This is a genomic window from Chromobacterium amazonense (genome assembly GCF_001855565.1).
In the GTDB taxonomy this organism is placed as follows: Bacteria; Pseudomonadota; Gammaproteobacteria; order Burkholderiales; family Chromobacteriaceae; genus Chromobacterium; species Chromobacterium amazonense.
In genome coordinates, this window is sequence record NZ_MKCR01000006.1 from 34,971 (window position 1) to 52,921 (window position 17,951).

The following is a 17,951-nucleotide window of genomic DNA, read 5'->3' on the forward strand; positions in this document are numbered from 1 at the left end:
TAGCACCGCATGAAAAAACCGGCGTCATCCCCAGGGGAAGCGCCGGTTTGCTTTCCATTCCGCATGCCGAGCCTGCTCAATTGCTCAACAGGAAGTGGGCGCGCGCCACCGCTACCGGCTTGGAGCGGTCTTCCTGCCAGGCTTCGATCAGCACGTGCGCCACCCGCTTGCCCTGCTTGGTGATTTCGCACTGCGCAAACAGCGTTTGCGGACGGCCTGGACGCAGGTAGTCCAGCGAAAAATCGACGATCTTCGGCGCTTCCAGCGATTCGCGATTCCACATCAGATGTATCATCGCCGCGCTCTCCATGAAACCGCCGATCAAGCCGCCATGCAGCGCCGGCAGCGAAGTATTGCCGACATTGCGCGCCAGAAACGGCAGCTCGAAGCGCAGCTCGCCGGCTTCGTCCTCGGCCATCACCGTGCCCATCAGCTTGACGTAAGGCAGCGAATCGACGATCTCGGCAAAGGCCTTGCGGTCGCGCCGCTCGGCGAAACGTTGCATGAATTCGCTCATCATGGCTGAGCCTCCTGCAACATCGGCGTGCGGCTGGACTCGCGCATGAAGGTCGCCACGCCGTGGGCGATCGGGTCTGCCGGATTGTCGTGATAGCACACCGCGCGGGTGAAAGCGATCTGACTGGCCAGCCGGTAGCATTCGGCGGTGCAGTGGATGGCCTTGCCCGGCGTGGCGGATTTCAGATAATCGATGCGCAGGTCCAGCGTGGCGATCGTTTCAATGCTGGGCAGATGCGCGGTCACGGCGATGGCGCTGCAGGTATCGACCAGCGAGGTGATCACTCCGCCGTGGATGATGCCGGTGGCCGGGTTGCCGACCAGGTCTTCGCGCCATTGCAGTTTCAGCGTGGGCTTGCGGCCGTCGGTGCCGACGTACTCGAAGCCCAGCGTCGCGCAGTGCGGGAAGGAGACGAAGAGCTGGCTCATCGCTTCCAGCACGCGGGGATTGGCGGGAGTCGGAATCATCACGCCTCGCCCTGCTCCGGCGCGGCATCGCCCTCACCTTCCACGTCCTCGCACTCAGCTTCCACGTCCTCGCACTCAGCTTCGGACTCGGCCACGATCTCCAGGCCGATCAGCTTTTCGCCCTCGTCCAGATTGATCAGGCGCACGCCCTGGGCCGAACGGCCGGTTTCGCGTACTTCCGCCACCTTGGTGCGGATCAGCACGCCGCCGGTGGTGATCAGCATGATGTCGTCGGTTTCCTCCACCAGGCTGGCCGCCACCAGCTTGAGGCCAGTCTTGTCGGTCAGGTCCATCGCGATCACGCCCTGGGTGCCGCGGCTGGTGCGGCGGAAATCGCCGACGCAGGTGCGCTTGCCGTAGCCGCCGTCGCTGGCGGTCAACACCATCTGCTGCTCGGAGTTGCTGACCAAGAGCGAGATCACCTGGTGGTCGTCGCCCAGCATCATGCCGCGCACGCCGGTGGCGTTGCGGCCCATCGGGCGCACGTCGGTTTCGCTGAAGCGCACGGCCTTGCCAGCGTCGGAGAACAGCATGATCTGGTCGTCGCCGTGGGTCAGCGCCACGCCGATCAGGTTGTCGCCGTCTTCCAGGTTCACCGCGATGATGCCGGCGGTGCGCGGACGGGAGAAGTCCACCAGCGGGGTCTTCTTCACCGTGCCGTTGGCGGTGCACATGAACACGAACTGGTCGTCGCGGAATTCCTTGACCGGCAGCAGCGCGTTGATCTTCTCGCCCTCTTCCAGCGGCAGCACGTTGACCATCGGCTTGCCGCGGCTCTGGCGGCCGCCCTGGGGCAGGTCGTACACTTTGCGCCAGTAGCAGCGGCCGCGGCTGGAGAAGCACAGCACGTAGTCGTGGGTATTGGCCACGAACAGCGTTTCGATGAAGTCGTCGTCCTTGGTGGCCGCCGCCTGCTTGCCGCGGCCGCCGCGGCGCTGGGCGCTGTAGTCGTCGATAGGCTGTGCCTTGATGTAGCCGGTGTGCGAAATCGTGACCACCATGTCCTGCGGGGTGATCAGGTCTTCGATATTGATGTCGCCGCCGTACGGCTCGATCTCGGAACGGCGCGGATCGCCGAACTGCGCGCGGATGGCGCTCAGTTCCTCGCCGATGATCTGGCTGATGCGCTCGGGCTTGGCCAAGATGTCCAGCAGGTCCAGGATCACGTCCATGATCTCGCGGTATTCGCCGACGATCTTGTCCTGTTCCAGGCCGGTCAGGCGCTGCAGGCGCATGTCGAGGATGGCCTGGGCCTGGGTGTCGGACAGATGGTAGCCGTCTTCCTTCATGCCGAAGGCCGGATCGATGTTTTCCGGACGCGCCTTGTCGCCCTCGACGCGGGACAGCATGTCCTCCACCAGCGACGAGCGCCAGGCGCGCGCCATCAGCGCGGCTTTGGCCTGCGGCGGCGCCTCGGACGCCTTGATCAGCGCGATGATCTCGTCGACGTTGGACAGCGCGACGGCCAGGCCTTCCAGGATGTGGCCGCGCTCGCGGGCCTTCTTCAGTTCGAAGATGGTGCGGCGGGTCACCACCTCGCGGCGATGGCGCAGGAATTCTTCCAGGATCTGCTTCAGGTTCAACAGGCGCGGCTGGCCGTCGACCAGCGCCACCATGTTCATGCCGAAGCTGTCCTGCAGCTGGGTCATCTTGAACAGGTGGTTGAGCACCACTTCCGGCATTTCGCCGCGCTTGAGCTCGATCACCACGCGCATGCCGGACTTGTCCGACTCGTCGCGCAGATCGGAAATGCCCTCAATCTGCTTGTCGCGCACCAGTTCGCTGATGCGCTCCAGCAGGCGGGCCTTGTTCACCTGGTACGGAATCTCGTCGACGATGATCGCTTCGCGGTCGCCCTTGCCGATGGGTTCGGTATGGGTGCGCGCGCGCATGATCACGCGGCCGCGGCCGGTGCGGTAGCCTTCCTTGACGCCGGCGGTGCCGTAGATGATGCCGGCGGTCGGGAAGTCCGGCGCCGGGATGATGTCGATCAGCTCGTCGATGGCCAGCTCGCTGTTGGCCAGCAAGGCCAGGCAGGCGTCCACCACCTCGTTCAGGTTGTGCGGCGGAATGTTGGTGGCCATGCCCACGGCGATGCCGGAGGAGCCGTTGACCAACAGGTTCGGGATCTTGGCCGGCAGGATCAGCGGCTCATGCTCGGAGCCGTCGTAGTTGGGGCCGAAATCCACGGTTTCTTTTTCGATGTCGGCCAACAGCTCGTGCGCGATGCGCGCCATGCGGATTTCGGTGTAACGCATCGCGGCGGCGTTGTCGCCGTCCACCGAGCCGAAGTTGCCCTGGCCGTCCACCAGCGGGTAGCGCAGAGAAAAATCCTGCGCCAGGCGCACGATGGTGTCGTACACGGCGGTATCGCCGTGCGGATGGTATTTACCGATCACGTCGCCAACAATACGGGCCGACTTTTTGTAAGCGCGGTTCCAGTCGTTGGACAGTTCGTGCATGGCGTACAGTACCCGGCGATGCACCGGCTTCAGGCCGTCGCGCACGTCTGGCAGCGCCCGGCCTACGATCACGCTCATCGCGTAATCCAGGTAAGAACGGCGCATCTCCTCTTCGAGGCTGATGGGAAGCGTTTCCTTGGCGAACTGGTTATCGGTCATAAGTGTCTTGATTCGTAAGAATGATCCGGCCGAAGCGAAGCAAGCGCCGGTCGCGGTGGCGATTCGGGCCGCCGGGCGCGCTGGCCGACGTGATGTCACAATTCTTCCATTCTACCACGAAAGGCCGCGCGCATGCCCGTTTGCCGCACGCCTGCGGCCTTGGCGGCGCAGCGCCTCCGGACAGGGCGCCTGATGCAAACACTCACGTTATCTTTGCTGCTCGACGGGCGGCGCGAAGCTTGGCCAGGAAGCCAGAGTTGTCTCGAAACAATATGGTTTGAGAGAAAGCAGGCGTAAAAAAAGGAGGGCCGCAGCCCTCCGCAAATCTTGTAGCCAGGAGTGTTACAAGAAAAACTCAGTTCCAGCCTTGCGGCAGCTTGTAGCCGGCGAACTTCTGCTTGGTATAGGCCTTGAACGCCGGGGAGTTGTAAGCGGCGATCACGTCTTTGGCCCAAGGCTTGCCCGCATCGGCGGCGCGCACCACGCCCCAGTTCACGTAGGCGTAGCTCTTTTCCTGATACACGGCTTCGGTCAGCTTGATGCCGGAGCTAGTAGCATAGTTGCCGTTGATCACGGCGAAGTCCACATCGCTGCGCGAGCGCGGCAGCTGGGCGGCCTCCAGGGGTACGATCTTCACTTTTTTCACGTTCTCGGCGATGTCGCGCTCGGAGGCGGTCAGCGGGTTGACGCCCGGCTTCAGCTTGACCCAGCCCAGATCGTTCAGCATCACCAGGGCGCGGGCGAAGTTGGACGGGTCGTTAGGCGCAGCCAGGGTCACACCGGCCTTGGCGTCTTTCAGCGACTTCAGCTTGCCCGGATAGATGCCCAGCGGGGCGGTCGGCACCTGGAACACTTCCTTCAGGGACAGCTTGTGCTCCTTGGCGAAGTTGTCGAGGTAAGGTTTGTGCTGGAATACATTCACGTCCAGCGAACCTTCCTGCAGCGCCAGATTGGGACGCACATAGTCGGTGAATTCCACCAGCTTCACGGCATAGCCCTGCTTTTCCAGCTGCGGCTTGATCGATTGCTTGACCATGTCGCCAAAGTCGCCCACGGTGGTGCCGATGACGATTTCCTTCTTGGCCGGATCGGCGGCCAGGACATGGCCGGCCAGCGCCAGGCCCACTACGGATGCAGCAACTGCCTTGATGACGAATCTACGCATTTTTCTCTCCTTTAAATTTTGCGTGTCTTGAAAATCAACGTTTGTCGAGTTTGGCCGCCAGGCGGTTGCCCAACAGCTGAATTAGCTGAACCAGTACGACCAGCAGCAGCACCATGGCCACCATCACGTCTGTCTGGAAGCGGTAGTAGCCATAACGGATGGCGAGGTCGCCGATGCCGCCGCCGCCCACCACGCCCGCCACCGCGGTGTAGCTGAGGAAGCTGATGGTCAGAATGGTCAGGCTGGAAATCAGGCCGGAACGGGCCTCGTTCACCAGCACCTTGAAGATGATCTGCAAGGGGCTCGCGCCCATCGCCTCGGCCGCCTCCACCACGCCGCGCGGAATCTCGCGCAGCGTCTGCTCCACCAGGCGGGCAAAGTACGGAATGGCGGCGAAAGCCAGCGGCACCGAGGCCGCCACCGGACCGATGGTGCTGCCGACCAGCGCGCGGGTCAGCGGAATCAGCACCACCATCAGGATGATGAAGGGGAAGGAGCGCACCAGATTCACCAGCCAGCTCAAGACGCCGTTGACGGCGCGGTTGGCGAACAACTGCCCCGGCTGCGACAGGTACAGGATCACGCCCAGCGGACCGCCGAACACGATGGCGGCGGCGAGGCCGATGCCCAGCATCACGCCGGTTTCCTTGCAGGCCTGCCAGATTTCCGGCGCCATCGATTGCAGATTCAGCAACGCTTCGTTCAGGGTTACGGCATCCATTTACGCGGCCTCCAGCAGCGAGCGCGCCAGATCGGAATCGGCTTCCACTTCGGAATTGTCGACATCGACGATCTCCACCACGCGGCCCTGGTCCAATACCGCGGCGCGGTGGCAGATGCTGCGCACCACATGCATTTCATGGGTGACGATCACGATGGTGACGCCGAAGCGCGCATTGATGTCTTTCAGGCAGTCCAGGATGGATTGGGTGGTTTTCGGGTCCAGCGCGGAAGTCGGCTCGTCGGCCAAGATCACGTGCGGCCGCGGCGCCAAAGCGCGGGCGATGCCCACGCGCTGCTTCTGGCCGCCGGACAGCTGGGCCGGGTAATGGTTGGCGCGGTCTTCCAGGCCGACAATGGCCAGGCACTCCGCCACGCGCTTTTCGATGTCCGCCTTACTCCAGCCGGCGATCTCCAGCGGGAAGGCCACGTTGCCGGCCACGGTGCGGTTGGCCAGCAGATTGAATTGCTGAAACACCATGCCGATGTTTTGACGGGCGGTTCGCAGCTGCTTCGCGTTCAGGCTAGTCAAATCCTGGCCGTCAACGATAACGGCGCCGGCATCTGGACGCTCCAGCAGATTGATCAGACGCAGCAAGGTGGACTTGCCGGCGCCGGAGAAGCCGATCAGGCCAAAGACTTCGCCCTGGCGAATCGACAACGAGGTTTCCGCCACGGCATCAAACCAGCCGCCTTCCGGGCGGCGGAACCGCTTGCAGACATTTTGCAGATGAATCATTCCTAACACTCCCAAAGCATAAAGCCCGCCGATAGCTGCGGCGGGCTTTGCTGTGGAAATCTTCGGTTGATCCGAGAGATTAGATGTAGACAGATTTAGATGATGCTGGGTCTGTCTACCCACGCTTTAGCTGTTTTACGCCCGCAAGCTGTGTTCAAATCGGCGATAAATTTGATTGAGATTGAACATCTTTTTTCGCTTAGCGTCAACTATCTTTTGAAAGATTATATAAAACTGTCGCCATATTGCAAAAAGTGCTTTGCAATATGCAAATACGCTCTATGTTAAGCACTTCTAGTTTTATTGCGCCGCTCCTACTCTGTCGCCTTCGTCAGTACAGACTGAGTTGCGCATACAGCGGCAGATGATCCGACAAGCCAGACCACGGCCTGCCGGACAGCACCTTTGCCGACTCCACCTTCAAACCCCGCACATAGATGCGGTCCAATGCCAGCATCGGCATCCGCGCCGGAAAGCTCTGCGCGTGGCCGCCATACAATTGCAGAAATACCTCGTCCAAACCCAGCTCGCCTTTCAACATTGCGCTGGCCTCGCCGCGCCAGTCGTTGAAATCGCCTGCCAGAATCAGCGGTTGGTGCTCGGCAATGGCTTCTTGCACGTATCGAGCCAAGCCCCGGTACTGTTTTCGCCGGTCAAACGCAAGCAGATTGAAGTGCCCGCACAGCGCCACCACCGGCTGCGGCCAGCCGTCCGGCTGCACCAGGCATTGCAACACGCCGCGGCTCTCGAAACGATTGACCGAAATATCGCGGTTGCACCACTCCCCCACCCGAAACCGGGTCAGCAAGGCATTGCCGTGATGGCCATAGTCATAACTGGCGTTCAGGCCATATACGGCGCGATGCGCCAGTCGGCGGGCCAGGAAATGGTGCTGCGGCTGAACAGGCCAGCGCTGATGGCTAAGCGCACGCGCCAGATTACGGCCTTGCACCTCCTGCAAAAACAGCAAGTCCGGCGCCAGATCCGCCAGCGCCTCGGCCATGTCGCCCACACGCACATGGCGGTTCAGCGGCGACATTCCCTTGTGGATGTTGTAGGTGATGACGCTGATATTGTTCATATCAATACTCAAAATCTTATGTAGGCATTCTGAGTCAATCCAACCAGTTCATACATGAATTTGATACGGTTTTTCATCTGTCGACACTGATGAAGATAGTTCATACAAGAAGCCAGCACATAAAGCAGGCGCGACGAAATAACCGCTCTTTAGCCGGCCGCAGGGAAGCCTGGCTTGCGGCTTCCGTCCCGAGATTGGAGCTGGCTGCGCAAGCGTCCTTAGCCCAGCATCCCAGGGAGGGCCTTGGTCAGCGCGCCTTGGCTGCGGATTGTTACCATGATGGTATTTAGGTAGAATGCTCTATCTATCAAAATTAACATCCTAATCCTTAGCAGGGAACCCTTAGGGCACGTCGCGCGTCTGGCAGGACGTCGATGCCACCCATCCGTGCAACAGCGGGCAGCTTCGCATGCCCATTCTGGCAGGAATCATTGATGCGCAAACTTTTCATTCTGCTGCCATTGGCGCTTAGCAGCGCCCAGCTGGCAGCCTCTTCTCTTCCCTCCTACGATTTTGCTGTCAAACCGGCCCACACGCCTGCAAATCGACCCTATCCATTTGAAGCAAAAAACAAAACCAAGCCGCTGGAAGTTGCGCCTCGCGTCCCGCTAGGGGACCTCGACAAGACGTGGCTGGAGATGAACGCCTCCAAGCCAGTCGATGGCGACATGCGCTCGCGCAATCCCAATTGGGAACAGCCGCATGTCTACCAAACCATGCCAGCCTGGCGCAGAGACTTTTCCGGCCAGCCCATGACGCCCGGACTGGGAATCGACCCGCAAACGGGGAAAAAACGCGCCATCCCCATGCACATGCTGCAGCCCCTCCCGCCTTACCAGAATCGTTAAGCGAGCCGGCATGCCGGCGACTTGCACAAGGCTGGCACGCAACACATAATTTCAATTCATCCATCGCCTGTTAAATGATCTTTTGCCTAACGGTAGGCCACGCTGTTTAATGTTTGCCTAGAATAGTCGTAGCCATCGGCGACGGCAGCCACACTCATGCCAAGATGAGAAGCGCACAAGGAAAACAGATGAGCCAAATTCAACCGTTAACCGATTGGCAGCACAGCCATCCTTTGATCACGGAGATGATGGCGCTGCAGGAATGCAGCTGGTTTAACCCCGGCATCGCCCCTGCGGCGGAAGGCCTTGCCGATGTCGGCCTGTCTGCGGCGGATGTGGCCGATGCCTCCGCCAGACTGCAGCGATTTGCCGCCTACTTCCGCCAGGCCTTTCCGGAAACAGCTGCCAGCGCCGGCATTCTGGAGTCGCCCTTGCTTGCCATGCCCGCGTTTCAAGACGCGCTAGGCCGCCGCCATGGCATGGACTTATCCGGCCGGCTTTGGCTGAAGGCGGACAGCCAGTTGCCGATTTCCGGCTCTATCAAGGCGCGCGGCGGCATCTATGAAGTGCTCAAGCATGCCGAAGATCTGGCGCTGCGGCACAAACTGCTGAGCCCGGATGACGACTACGCCAAACTGGACACCCCCGCCGCGCGCGCCCTGTTCAGCCGCTACAAGATCGCCGTGGGCTCCACCGGCAACCTGGGCTTATCCATCGGCATCATCGGCGCCAAACTGGGTTTTCACACTATGGTCCATATGTCGGCCGACGCCCGCCAATGGAAAAAAGACATGCTGCGCGCCCACGGCGTGACAGTGATCGAATATTCGTCCGACTACAGCGCAGCGGTGGCGCAAGGCCGCCAGCAGGCGCAAAGCGACCCGGCCTGCCATTTTGTCGATGATGAAAACTCCACCAGCTTGTTCCTCGGCTATGCTGTGGCCGGACAACGGCTGAAAGCGCAGCTGGATGCGGCCGGCGTAATCGTGGACGCCGCGCATCCGCTGTTCGTTTATCTGCCTTGCGGCGTAGGCGGCGGCCCCGGCGGCGTGGCCTTCGGCCTGAAGCTGGCTTTTGGCGATGCCGTGCATTGCCTGTTTGCCGAACCCACCCACTCGCCGTGCATGTTGCTTGGCGTCTACACCGGCCTGCACGATCAGGTTTCCGTGCAGGATTTCGGCATCGACAACCGCACCGCGGCAGACGGCCTGGCGGTAGGCCGGCCATCCGGATTCGTCGGGCGCGCCATGCAGCGGCTGATCGATGGCTACTACACCGTCAGCGATGAGGAACTGTTCCGGCTGCTGGCGATGATGGAACAGACAGAAGGCCTGCGGCTGGAACCATCCGCCCTGGCCGGCGCCCCCGGCATCGTCCGCATCCAGGCTGAAACTCAGCGCTACCGCGCTCGGCTGGGCCTGACGCCGGAGCGCATGGCCCAAGCCAACCATCTCATCTGGGCCACCGGCGGCGGCATGGTGCCTGCGGCGGAAATGGATGCTTACCTGGCGCGCGGCCGCGGAACTATGCCTGACGCCCAGCGCCGTCAGCCACCGCATCGCGCGGCTGGAACGCGCGCTTGGCTACCCGCTATTCCAGCGCCTGACCCGGCACATCCGCCTGACGGCCGACGGCGAGCGGATTTACGCGGTTTTACAACGCGGCATGGGCGAACTGGACGCCGCCCTGCAGCCCCAATCCGACGCTCCCGCCGGGCGGCTGAAGCTGCACGCCCATCCCTCCATTGCCCACTGCTGGCTAGCACCACGGCTGGCGGACTTTTGCGAACGCTATCCGCAGATCGAACTGGAAGTCCGCACAGGCAACGAGGACGCTGATTTCCGCGCCGGAGGCGTGGATCTGGCGCTTTGCTACGCGGACGGCGCCTTTCCCGGCCTAGCCATCATCAAACTGATGGACGAACAGATGGCGCCGGTATGCAGCCCACAATACGCCGCGAAACACGGGCTGCGCGGCAACCATCTGGCGCTGAGCCGCTGCGTGCTGCTGCATGACGCCCACGCCTGGCGCCATGCGGCTTACAACGCGGAATGGCAGCTGTGGGCGCGCGCAGCCGGTCATGAATCCAGCCTGCCGGCCGCCGGCCTCACCTTCGACCGCTCCGACCTGTGCCTGGCCGCAGCCGTCCACCATGCCGGCATCGCCATCGGCCGCCGCCGGCTGGCCCAAACCCTGCTCAACGAAGGCAAGCTGGTCATGCCACTGGGCGATTTCATTCCCGCCGGCCATTACGACTACTACTTGGCTCACCCGCCCGGTCCGGCATCCGCCAGGCTGCAGGCCCTCATCAACTGGCTGCTCGGGCAAGCCGGCTAGACCTGCCCCACGCTCTCGCCAGCTGGCTGTCGACGGGCAGCGACGCCAGCGTGCGAAGCGACAGAAACAAAGCCCGTGCCTGCCTATCCAGCCAATATCGGTCCCACCCTCGCGCTCCAGCGCAAAAAAAACACCGCATCAAAATGACAAAGATAGCAATTAAATCCATTAATTTGACATTGGCATTTTTTAGGCTAAATATTTGATTGCGCGCTTCATTTTCAACGCCGCTCTCACAACCTTGTCAGCGATTCAGCGCGCTTAACGAGAAAGGATACCGCGATGATAAGCAGCCTCTCCGCATCCCCCGCATTGCCCGCCAGACCCATCCGCGCAGACAGCTCAAACATCGACAGCCAGATCGCCAGCTTGGAACAGCAGCTGCAGCAATTGAGAGAACAATTGCAAGGCTTGCAGAACGGAGGGCAAGCGAACGGCACTATCAGCAAACAGGAGCAGGAGAAATTGGCGGAACAGCTCAAGCAACAGATTGCGGAATTGGAAGCCGAAATTGCCCAGCTCAAGGCCCAAAAGCAGCAGGAGGCACGCCCCGCCAATCATCAAGGGCGCGGCCCTGCCGGCAAAAAACAGAATGGACAAAACGCCATAGACGACTTCGCCTGACGGCTCTTTCAGCGCGAGGCCCCATTCCACCTGCTGGCCCTGCGGCGACAGACGCCAGCGACCCCATTCGCCATGCGCCGGCGGCAAGCCGCTGCCCGCGTCTTGTCCTGCTCAGCCTGCAAGTCCAGCCGCAACTCAGGCGGCGAATCCTGCGCAGAGCCGTAGAAAACGGAATAATCGGCCAGCGCGGGTCCGGCAAGAAAACAGCCCAAGCAGGCCGTCAGCAAAAACAGTCGTATGCGAGTACCGGCAGGCAAAAACCTATGGACCGCCACGCGGCGACAGATCAATGGCTTCGGCGCGCCACTCGCTTCGGGCGCGGCCAGCCCCAAGCCGCAAAAAAAGCCGCCGGAGCAGAGGCCGGCGGCTATTGCGTTAATTCATCAAGGCTCGCTCAGGGGCTGATCGCGAAGAATACGAAAGAGGCGAAGATCACCAGGTGCACGATGCCCTGCAAAATCGTGGTGCGTCCGACCGACAGCGACAAGGAGCACGCCACCAGCGTCAGCATCAGAAAGATGGTTTCCTTGATTTCCAGCCCCAGGATCAGCGGCTCGCCCATGAACACGAAAATCATCGCCACCGTGGGAATGGTCAGGCCAATGGATGCCAGCGCCGAACCCAAAGCCAGATTCAAGCTGGTCTGCACCTTATCCGCCCGCGCCGCATTGGCGGCGGCCAGCCCCTCCGGCAGCAGCACCAGGGACGCGATGATGATGCCCACCACCGCCGCCGGCGCGCCGGCGTCCACCACGAAACGCTCAATCGACGGCGACAGCAGCTTGGCCAGGGTCACCACCGCCACCAGGCAAACCAGCAGCGCGCCCACGCTCAACATGGCCACCTTGTTGGACGGCGGCGGCGCGTGCTCGTCCTCGTCATGGCTGCCCTCCACCAGAAAATAATCGCGGTGGCGGATGGTTTGCACAAACACGAAAGCGCCGTACAGCACCAGCGACACCACGCCGGTAAACGCCAGCTGCGACGACGACAGCAAGGGCCCCGGCTGGCTGGTGCCGTAGTTGGGCAGCACCAGCGCCAGCACCGAAATCGCCGCCAGCACGGTCAAGGCCGCTTTGGCGCCGCTGAGCTGGAAGTTCTGCTCGCGATGGCGCAGTCCGCCCAGCAACAGGCAAATGCCCAGAATGCCGTTGCAGGTGATCATGATGGCGGAAAAAATGGTGTCCCGCGCCAGCGCCAGCTTCTCCTCGCCCCCGCCCAGCATGAAGGAAATGATCAGCGCCAGGATCAGCGTGCCGAAAGGCTCGCCCACCTTATGCGCCACCACCTCGGCGTGATGCACCGCGGCGAATACCGTTCCCGCCAGCAACACTGCCAGCAGGGCAAGATAAATAGCATGCCCGCCCGCCGCCGCCGATGCGGCAATAGCGGCCCAGGCCAATACAGGGGTGATGATGGTCCAGCGCGGAATCGTGTTATGAGCCAATGGATTTTCCTTATTGTTGATGAACGGCCGCCTCTCTCGCCCGGCCAAAGCCAGGCCGAAACCAGCCGGACAACCATTCGGGGAGTGCGATCGAGAAACCTGCGGGAAGGCTGCATTAGCCACAGCATAGCAGCATTAAATGAATAGACCACGACACGGCCAGCGGGTTCAGGCTTTGTAAACAAACGGCGCGTCGCTCTGTCAGAAAGAACGCAATCGTCCCTCACTCCGAAGGCCCATCCACTTGACCATCACAAACGATCTCCAAGTAGGGTGCGTCACCCGCAAGGGCGACGCACCGCCAACATATCTCGCCAAATCAACATTAAAGAAGGTGGAAAACAAACGGTGCGTCGCCCCGCCACAGAGGCGGGGTGACGCACCCTACATCACTCATCAGCTACCCGCAGGCTCATCCGCTCGGCCAAGCGCAAATGGCAAGCCGCCGCCAATTTCACCAACTCGGTATCGGTTGCCGGCATGCCGTCCGGCACGGCGATCAGCTCGGCTAGCGCATCCAGAGTGGCGACTGAGCTGTTGACGGGTGTTTCTGGCGGTTATGGCGCTCGTAGTCCAGCGTCACCAGCCAGCGGCTATGCTGCCAGCACGCCTCACCGTTCTCCAACACCGCATCCAGCACCGCCCGGCTCACCTGCCGCGCCGCCTCCGCCGCCAGCGCCAAGGCCAGCTCCAGTTGATCCGCTGTCAACGCCTCCTCGCCCTCCCGCCGCAAAGCCGGCAGCAACTCCTCCTCCAGCCAACGCCGAAACCGCCGCGCCGCCGGCTTGCGATACCGCCGAATCGCCATGGCCACGCCGGTTTCGGACAGGCAAACCACCTCCCCGCCGCCCAATGGCATGGTGCGGACCTCCTCCTTGTTCAGCTTGGTCAGCAAGGCCGCCGTAGTACGGCATTTGATCGCCGCCGCGACATCGTCGGCGAAGAACCACAGACCGTTGTGGCGATGCAGGAGATGAAAGGGTTTATCGAGGAAAGTGAATTCCCGCAAAGATGGGGACGCGGGCAAATGGGCGGAATGTTCCATTGAGAGAACCTCCATGTAGTGGTTTCCACCACCACCCACGTCGCCAAACGCGGGTGGCAGGCCAAGGCGGGGTTGGCGAACCGGCTACATGGCCCCGGCAGACCCGGAGGTCTCCCCACCCGGCCCGCCATGGAGTGCATGAGCGCGCGCGAGCGCGACAAACACAGCTTGATAACAGCCATGTTTGCCATGTAGCCCAGGTCGCCAAACCCGGTCGTGCTATTGAACACAACTCGACAAGGCTAGAACCCAGGCACAAGAGGGTCAAGGGTAAATGACACTAGGAAGACTGGCAAGAAGGGCAGGATAGATTGTCCTGTGTCCGCTACGCGGACAGACATTTTAGGGCCGCTTTCCGCGCGGCGCACGCGCCGCCCCCTTTCATCCCCCCTCGCCCCTGCGTCCCGCGAAACCCCGGGAAAAGCCAACCGGCAAGGCGCGGCCGAACTCGCACCGCGCTAGCGTCGCGGCGCTCAAACAGACGGCCGCTTAAAAACCTTGCCGGCCGCCTTTTTCCCGGCGCGTCCCGAAGGGGCAGATTGGCTGCCACACAACATGGGTTTATCTCCTGCGGCGGATCACCCCTTCGGGGCATCCGCCCTACGTAGGGCGGAATCCCGGCAAAGCCGGGAGTTCCGCCGCATCGCAACCTTTCGCGCATAGCTCGCTCTGCTTGCAACAAGCATGTTCCGTAGAACGTGAGCGACGAGCCCCATTCCCTTGGCGTGAGCCGGTCAAAACAACACACCCCAGGTTTTAAGCGGCCGCCTGTTTGAGCACCGCGACGTTAGCGCGGTGCGAGTTCGGCCGCGCCTGGGGCGCGTTGTTTTGACCGGGGTTTCGAAACGCCCAGGGCCGCCTTTTCTTTCGTCCATTTCTTTTGGCGGCGCAAAAGAAATGGACCCGTCAGCCGGACGGAACCGGCCCCCAAACAATCGTCCGCGAAGCGGACACATCATTCAAACGCGGATGCCGGTATCAAGTCATCGTCTCCCGCCCAGTTTTGCGGATACAAGCCTTGCTTAACCGCCCGATGAAAAGTGGAAAACGGCCAATCCCGAACACGGGACACCAAACCATGCTTGAGAGGATTGATGTGGATGTAATCCAGATGCGCGGCATAGTCGGCCTCGGAACGGATGCAATGCTCCCAGAAGCGGCGTTGCCAGATACCCCGCTCCCCATTGCGGCACCGAGCGGGATTGCGATATTCCAGCGCAGGCAAGGCGCGGACGAAGCGGATTTTGATGGCTTTGATGCGATTGGAAAAATCGTCATCGCCGGACGGCAAGGTGATCATGCAATGCACATGATCCGGCAACACCACCCATCCGTCGATATGAAATGGGCGCTCGCGCCGAGTCAGCCTCACCGCTTCGCGCAGCGCGTCGATATGGTCCACCAACAAGCTGGCGCCTCGATCCAGCAGCGTGAAGGTCAGGAAATACGTCCCACCCGGCACACGCCAGCGCCGATAGTTGGACATGGCCATTCCCCCAGAATGCCAAAACCCAAACCATAAGGCCGCAGACACCCGCCAACCCATCCGTCAAAAGGCCAGCGACAAAGTCAGCCACAGGATTGACACGCGCCCATCAACGGCAGAGCAACGGTGGATCGCCCCTCCGGGGCATCCACCCTACGGAAAAATCCCGACCCCAACCCGTAGGGCGGAATCCCGGCAAAGCCGGGAGTTCCGCCGCGATGCGGCCAGCGCATCACATACAAAACATCAGTCAATTATCCGGGGTACGCGGTAATTGGTATGCTAATTTGAAGTAGGTGGGTAGCCAAAGTAGCATTCATGCACATTAGGGAAGGTCTGAACAACCTGCCACGCAAACAGAAATGCAATTTCTCGCGGGGGCTTCGGTTGCATTAGACCTACCAATTCTAGATCGCCCGCCATGAGGATGACCGGGTGCTTCCGGTCATCCGGCCTTTTAACTCGCCGCCAGCAAGGCCTTTCGCGCCAGCCAGATGTTGGCCAGCCCAAACAGCGTCATCAGTTGCGCGGTGTTCTTCTTCAAACCGCGGTAGCGTGTTTTCAGGTAGCCAAACTGCTGCTTGATGACCCGAAACGGATGCTCCACTTTGGCCCGAATCTTGGCTTTGACCATTTCGCCCAGCTGGATCTGCCGGTCGTCGGCTGAATCGGTCAGCGCTTTGCGCTGGCCGGGCCTCATCGCAATCCACCAACGCACCGCTCGCGATTGGTGTTCGGCTCGCTTGTGCACGCCAGCAAAGCCGGCGTCGCCAAACACATCGATTTCCTCGCCGTGCAACAACTGATCGACCATCGTGACATCCGCCACATTGGCGGGGGTGCCGGCCACGTGATGCACCAAGCCGGACTGGGCGTCGACGCCGATATGGGCCTTCATGCCGAAGTACCACTGATTGCCCTTCTTGGTTTGATGCATGTCCGGATCGCGCTCGCCCTGAGCGTTTTTGGTGGAGCTGGGCGCGTGGATCAGGGTGGCATCGACGATGGTGCCTTGCTTCAACATCAGCCCTTTGTCGCAGAGATGCTGGTGGATGGCGGTAAACAGAGCGTGGGTCAGCTGGTGCTTTTCCAGCAGATGGCGGAAGTTCAGCAGGGTGGTTTCGTCCGGGACGGCGTCCAGGGAGAGGCCGGCGAACTGGCGCATGGAGGCGATCTCGTACAGGCTTTCTTCCATGGCGGGATCGGACAGGCTGTACCAGTGCTGCAGGCAGTAGACGCGCAGCATGGCGGACAACGGGTAGGGGCGGCGACCGTTGCCAGGCTTGGGATACACTGGATCGATGACGGCTTCGAGCTGCGCCCAAGGCATGACCTGATCCATCTCTGTCAGAAAGATTTCGCGGCGGGTGCGCTTCTTCTTAGCGGCGAGTTCGAGATCGGTGAAGGTCATCTGCTGTCGCATGCTGGCGTCCTGGATCTGACTGAGGGGGAGTCAGTTTACGGGAAGATTGGAGACTTGTTCAGACCTTCCTTAGCATTGGTGACAACTTGCAATTTCTGCAAGAGAAAGTGAGCAGCAGTGACAATGAGTAGCAGTAGTGGTGGTGATCTGCCCCCGCTAGCCATACCAGCAATCAGGAGAGAAGTCCTAGGTTTGCATGGTGGTGGAACCTGCTGATCTTTGGCTTGCTAATTGTGCCTGGCGATGGCGTGCCGCAAATTCCGCTGGCGGTATCCGGCCAATCGATCCATGGGGACGGACTTGATTGTAATCGTCCCGCCACGCGGAGATGATCTGCCTGGCCTCCGCCAGCGAATCAAAGACATGCTCGTTCAGGCATTCGTCGCGGAGTCTGGCATTGAAGCTTTCGATGTAACCATTCTGCATCGGCCGGCCTGGTTGAATCAGGATGTGGCGGATGCCGCGGCTTTGCGCCCAGCCCATGAATGCCCGACTGGTGAACTCCGGCCCATTGTCCGTCCGGATCGCTGACGGATAGCCGCGAAATTGCGCCGCCTGATCCAACATCCGCGTGACGTATTGACCGGACATCGAGAAATCCACCGCAATCTGCACCGCTTCGTGGCTGAAGTCATCGGCGACCGTCAGGCATTTCAAGCGCCGACCACTGGCTAACTGGTCGCTGACAAAATCCATGCTCCACACCTCATTCCACTGCGTAGCGGCTTGCAGCAGCGTGCGCACGCCGGTCAGCTTACGCCGACGGTTACGTCGTCTAACCGCCAGACCTTGTTCGCGATACAAGCGGTACACCCGCTTGTGGTTGATGCCCGGAAACTCGGCGCGCAACAGGTCATGCACTCGCCGATAGCCAAAGCGGCGGCGCGTGTGGGCGATATCGATGATGCGGGCGGTCAGCCGATGCGTGAATGCATCGGTTTGCGGCGGATGTCGCCAGGCGTCTCGAGAAAGCCCCACAAGCCGGCAAGCGCGGCGTTCCGACAATGCCAGTCCGCTGCTTAGCATGATGCGGATGGCCTGCCGCTTGGCTTGCGGGGCTAGCGCTTTATCCCGAAGGCGACCTTGAGAGCTTCGATATCGAGGTGGGCTTCGGCCAGCAGCTTCTTGAGCCGGGCATTCTCGGCTTCCAGATCGCGAGCGCGCTGCAATTCCGCGACGTTCATGCCGCCGTATTTGCTTCGCCATTTGTAGAAGGTGGCTTCAGAGAAGCCTCCCTGGCGGCAGACCTCCTTGATGGCCATGCCGAGTTCGGCCTGCTTGAGAAAGCCGATGATCTGCTCTTCGGTGTATCTGCTCTTCTTCATATCCGTCATTTTCCTTCAAGTGACAGACTTCTCTCTACTTTTGATTGGTAGGAGCTGAGGGGAGCAGATCAGCCAGAGCAGGACTGGAACTTCTTCGACTATGTGG

The 17,951-nt window shown here is 61.1% G+C and carries 15 protein-coding genes and 1 pseudogene; 4 read left to right on the forward strand and 12 right to left on the reverse strand.

Going from position 1 to position 17,951, the window contains the following annotated elements; genetic code table 11:
- Positions 1-76: 76 nt before the first annotated feature.
- From BI343_RS04815 to BI343_RS04845, 7 genes are all read right to left on the reverse strand, one after another.
- Positions 77-520 carry a PaaI family thioesterase gene (locus BI343_RS04815; RefSeq protein ID WP_071108868.1) on the reverse strand — a complete coding sequence of 148 codons (444 nt, stop codon included), beginning with the start codon at positions 518-520 and terminating at the stop codon, positions 77-79.
- Positions 517-984 carry a PaaI family thioesterase gene (locus tag BI343_RS04820; protein WP_043629154.1) on the reverse strand — a complete coding sequence of 156 codons (468 nt, stop codon included), beginning with the start codon at positions 982-984 and terminating at the stop codon, positions 517-519. The genes BI343_RS04815 and BI343_RS04820 overlap by 4 nt, the downstream gene beginning before the upstream one ends.
- The gene (gyrA, locus tag BI343_RS04825; RefSeq protein WP_071108869.1) at positions 984-3,605 is read right to left on the reverse strand and encodes a DNA gyrase subunit A; all 2,622 of its coding nucleotides are present in this window, start codon (positions 3,603-3,605) and stop codon (positions 984-986) included. Before gyrA ends, BI343_RS04820 begins: the two co-directional genes overlap by 1 nt.
- 355 nt (positions 3,606-3,960) lie before the next feature.
- Positions 3,961-4,770 (reverse strand): MetQ/NlpA family ABC transporter substrate-binding protein, encoded by an 810-nt coding sequence (locus BI343_RS04830; protein WP_043629160.1) that lies wholly within the window; start codon positions 4,768-4,770, stop codon positions 3,961-3,963.
- 34 nt (positions 4,771-4,804) lie between these two features.
- On the reverse strand, positions 4,805-5,491 hold the full coding sequence (locus BI343_RS04835) for a methionine ABC transporter permease (protein ID WP_071108870.1): 687 nt from the start codon (positions 5,489-5,491) through the stop codon (positions 4,805-4,807).
- A complete protein-coding gene (locus BI343_RS04840; RefSeq protein WP_052247019.1) occupies positions 5,492-6,229 on the reverse strand; it encodes a methionine ABC transporter ATP-binding protein in 738 nt (245 codons plus the stop codon).
- A gap of 331 nt (positions 6,230-6,560) precedes the next feature.
- Positions 6,561-7,310 (reverse strand): endonuclease/exonuclease/phosphatase family protein, encoded by a 750-nt coding sequence (locus BI343_RS04845; protein ID WP_071108871.1) that lies wholly within the window; start codon positions 7,308-7,310, stop codon positions 6,561-6,563.
- Between the two features lie 434 nt (positions 7,311-7,744).
- On the opposite strand from BI343_RS04845, the gene BI343_RS04850 reads away from it, so the two are divergent.
- From BI343_RS04850 to BI343_RS19225, 4 genes and pseudogenes are all read left to right on the forward strand, one after another.
- Positions 7,745-8,158 carry a hypothetical protein gene (locus BI343_RS04850; protein WP_043629166.1) on the forward strand — a complete coding sequence of 138 codons (414 nt, stop codon included), beginning with the start codon at positions 7,745-7,747 and terminating at the stop codon, positions 8,156-8,158.
- 188 nt (positions 8,159-8,346) lie between these two features.
- Positions 8,347-9,654 (forward strand): annotated as a pseudogene (gene dsdA / locus BI343_RS04855) (D-serine ammonia-lyase); the annotation flags it as partial.
- Between the two features lies 1 nt (position 9,655).
- Positions 9,656-10,495, forward strand: a complete 840-nt coding sequence (dsdC, locus tag BI343_RS20255; RefSeq protein ID WP_244886567.1) for a DNA-binding transcriptional regulator DsdC — start codon at positions 9,656-9,658, stop codon at positions 10,493-10,495.
- 282 nt (positions 10,496-10,777) lie between these two features.
- Entirely contained in the window at positions 10,778-11,119 is a 342-nt protein-coding gene (locus tag BI343_RS19225) for a FlxA-like family protein (protein WP_083340809.1), read from the forward strand.
- Between the two features lie 394 nt (positions 11,120-11,513).
- On the opposite strand, the gene BI343_RS04870 is transcribed toward BI343_RS19225, so the two are convergent.
- The 5 genes from BI343_RS04870 to BI343_RS04890 form a co-directional block, all read right to left on the reverse strand.
- Positions 11,514-12,566, reverse strand: coding sequence for a calcium:cation antiporter (locus BI343_RS04870; protein WP_071108874.1), 1,053 nt, complete (start codon positions 12,564-12,566; stop codon positions 11,514-11,516).
- 508 nt (positions 12,567-13,074) lie between these two features.
- Entirely contained in the window at positions 13,075-13,611 is a 537-nt protein-coding gene (locus tag BI343_RS04875; RefSeq protein WP_071108875.1) for a BRO-N domain-containing protein, read from the reverse strand.
- A 955-nt stretch (positions 13,612-14,566) separates the two neighbouring features.
- A complete protein-coding gene (locus BI343_RS04880) occupies positions 14,567-15,097 on the reverse strand; it encodes an REP-associated tyrosine transposase (protein WP_071108944.1) in 531 nt (176 codons plus the stop codon).
- A 457-nt stretch (positions 15,098-15,554) separates the two neighbouring features.
- Positions 15,555-16,520, reverse strand: coding sequence for an IS5 family transposase (locus BI343_RS04885; RefSeq protein WP_083340712.1), 966 nt, complete (start codon positions 16,518-16,520; stop codon positions 15,555-15,557).
- A 186-nt stretch (positions 16,521-16,706) separates the two neighbouring features.
- Positions 16,707-17,845, reverse strand: a protein-coding gene (locus BI343_RS04890; RefSeq protein WP_422614096.1) for an IS3 family transposase whose coding sequence is annotated in 2 segments (ribosomal slippage) — positions 16,707-17,590 and positions 17,590-17,845 — 1,140 coding nt in all. Because the reading frame shifts where the segments join, the coding sequence is not laid out codon by codon here.
- Positions 17,846-17,951 lie beyond the last annotated feature (106 nt).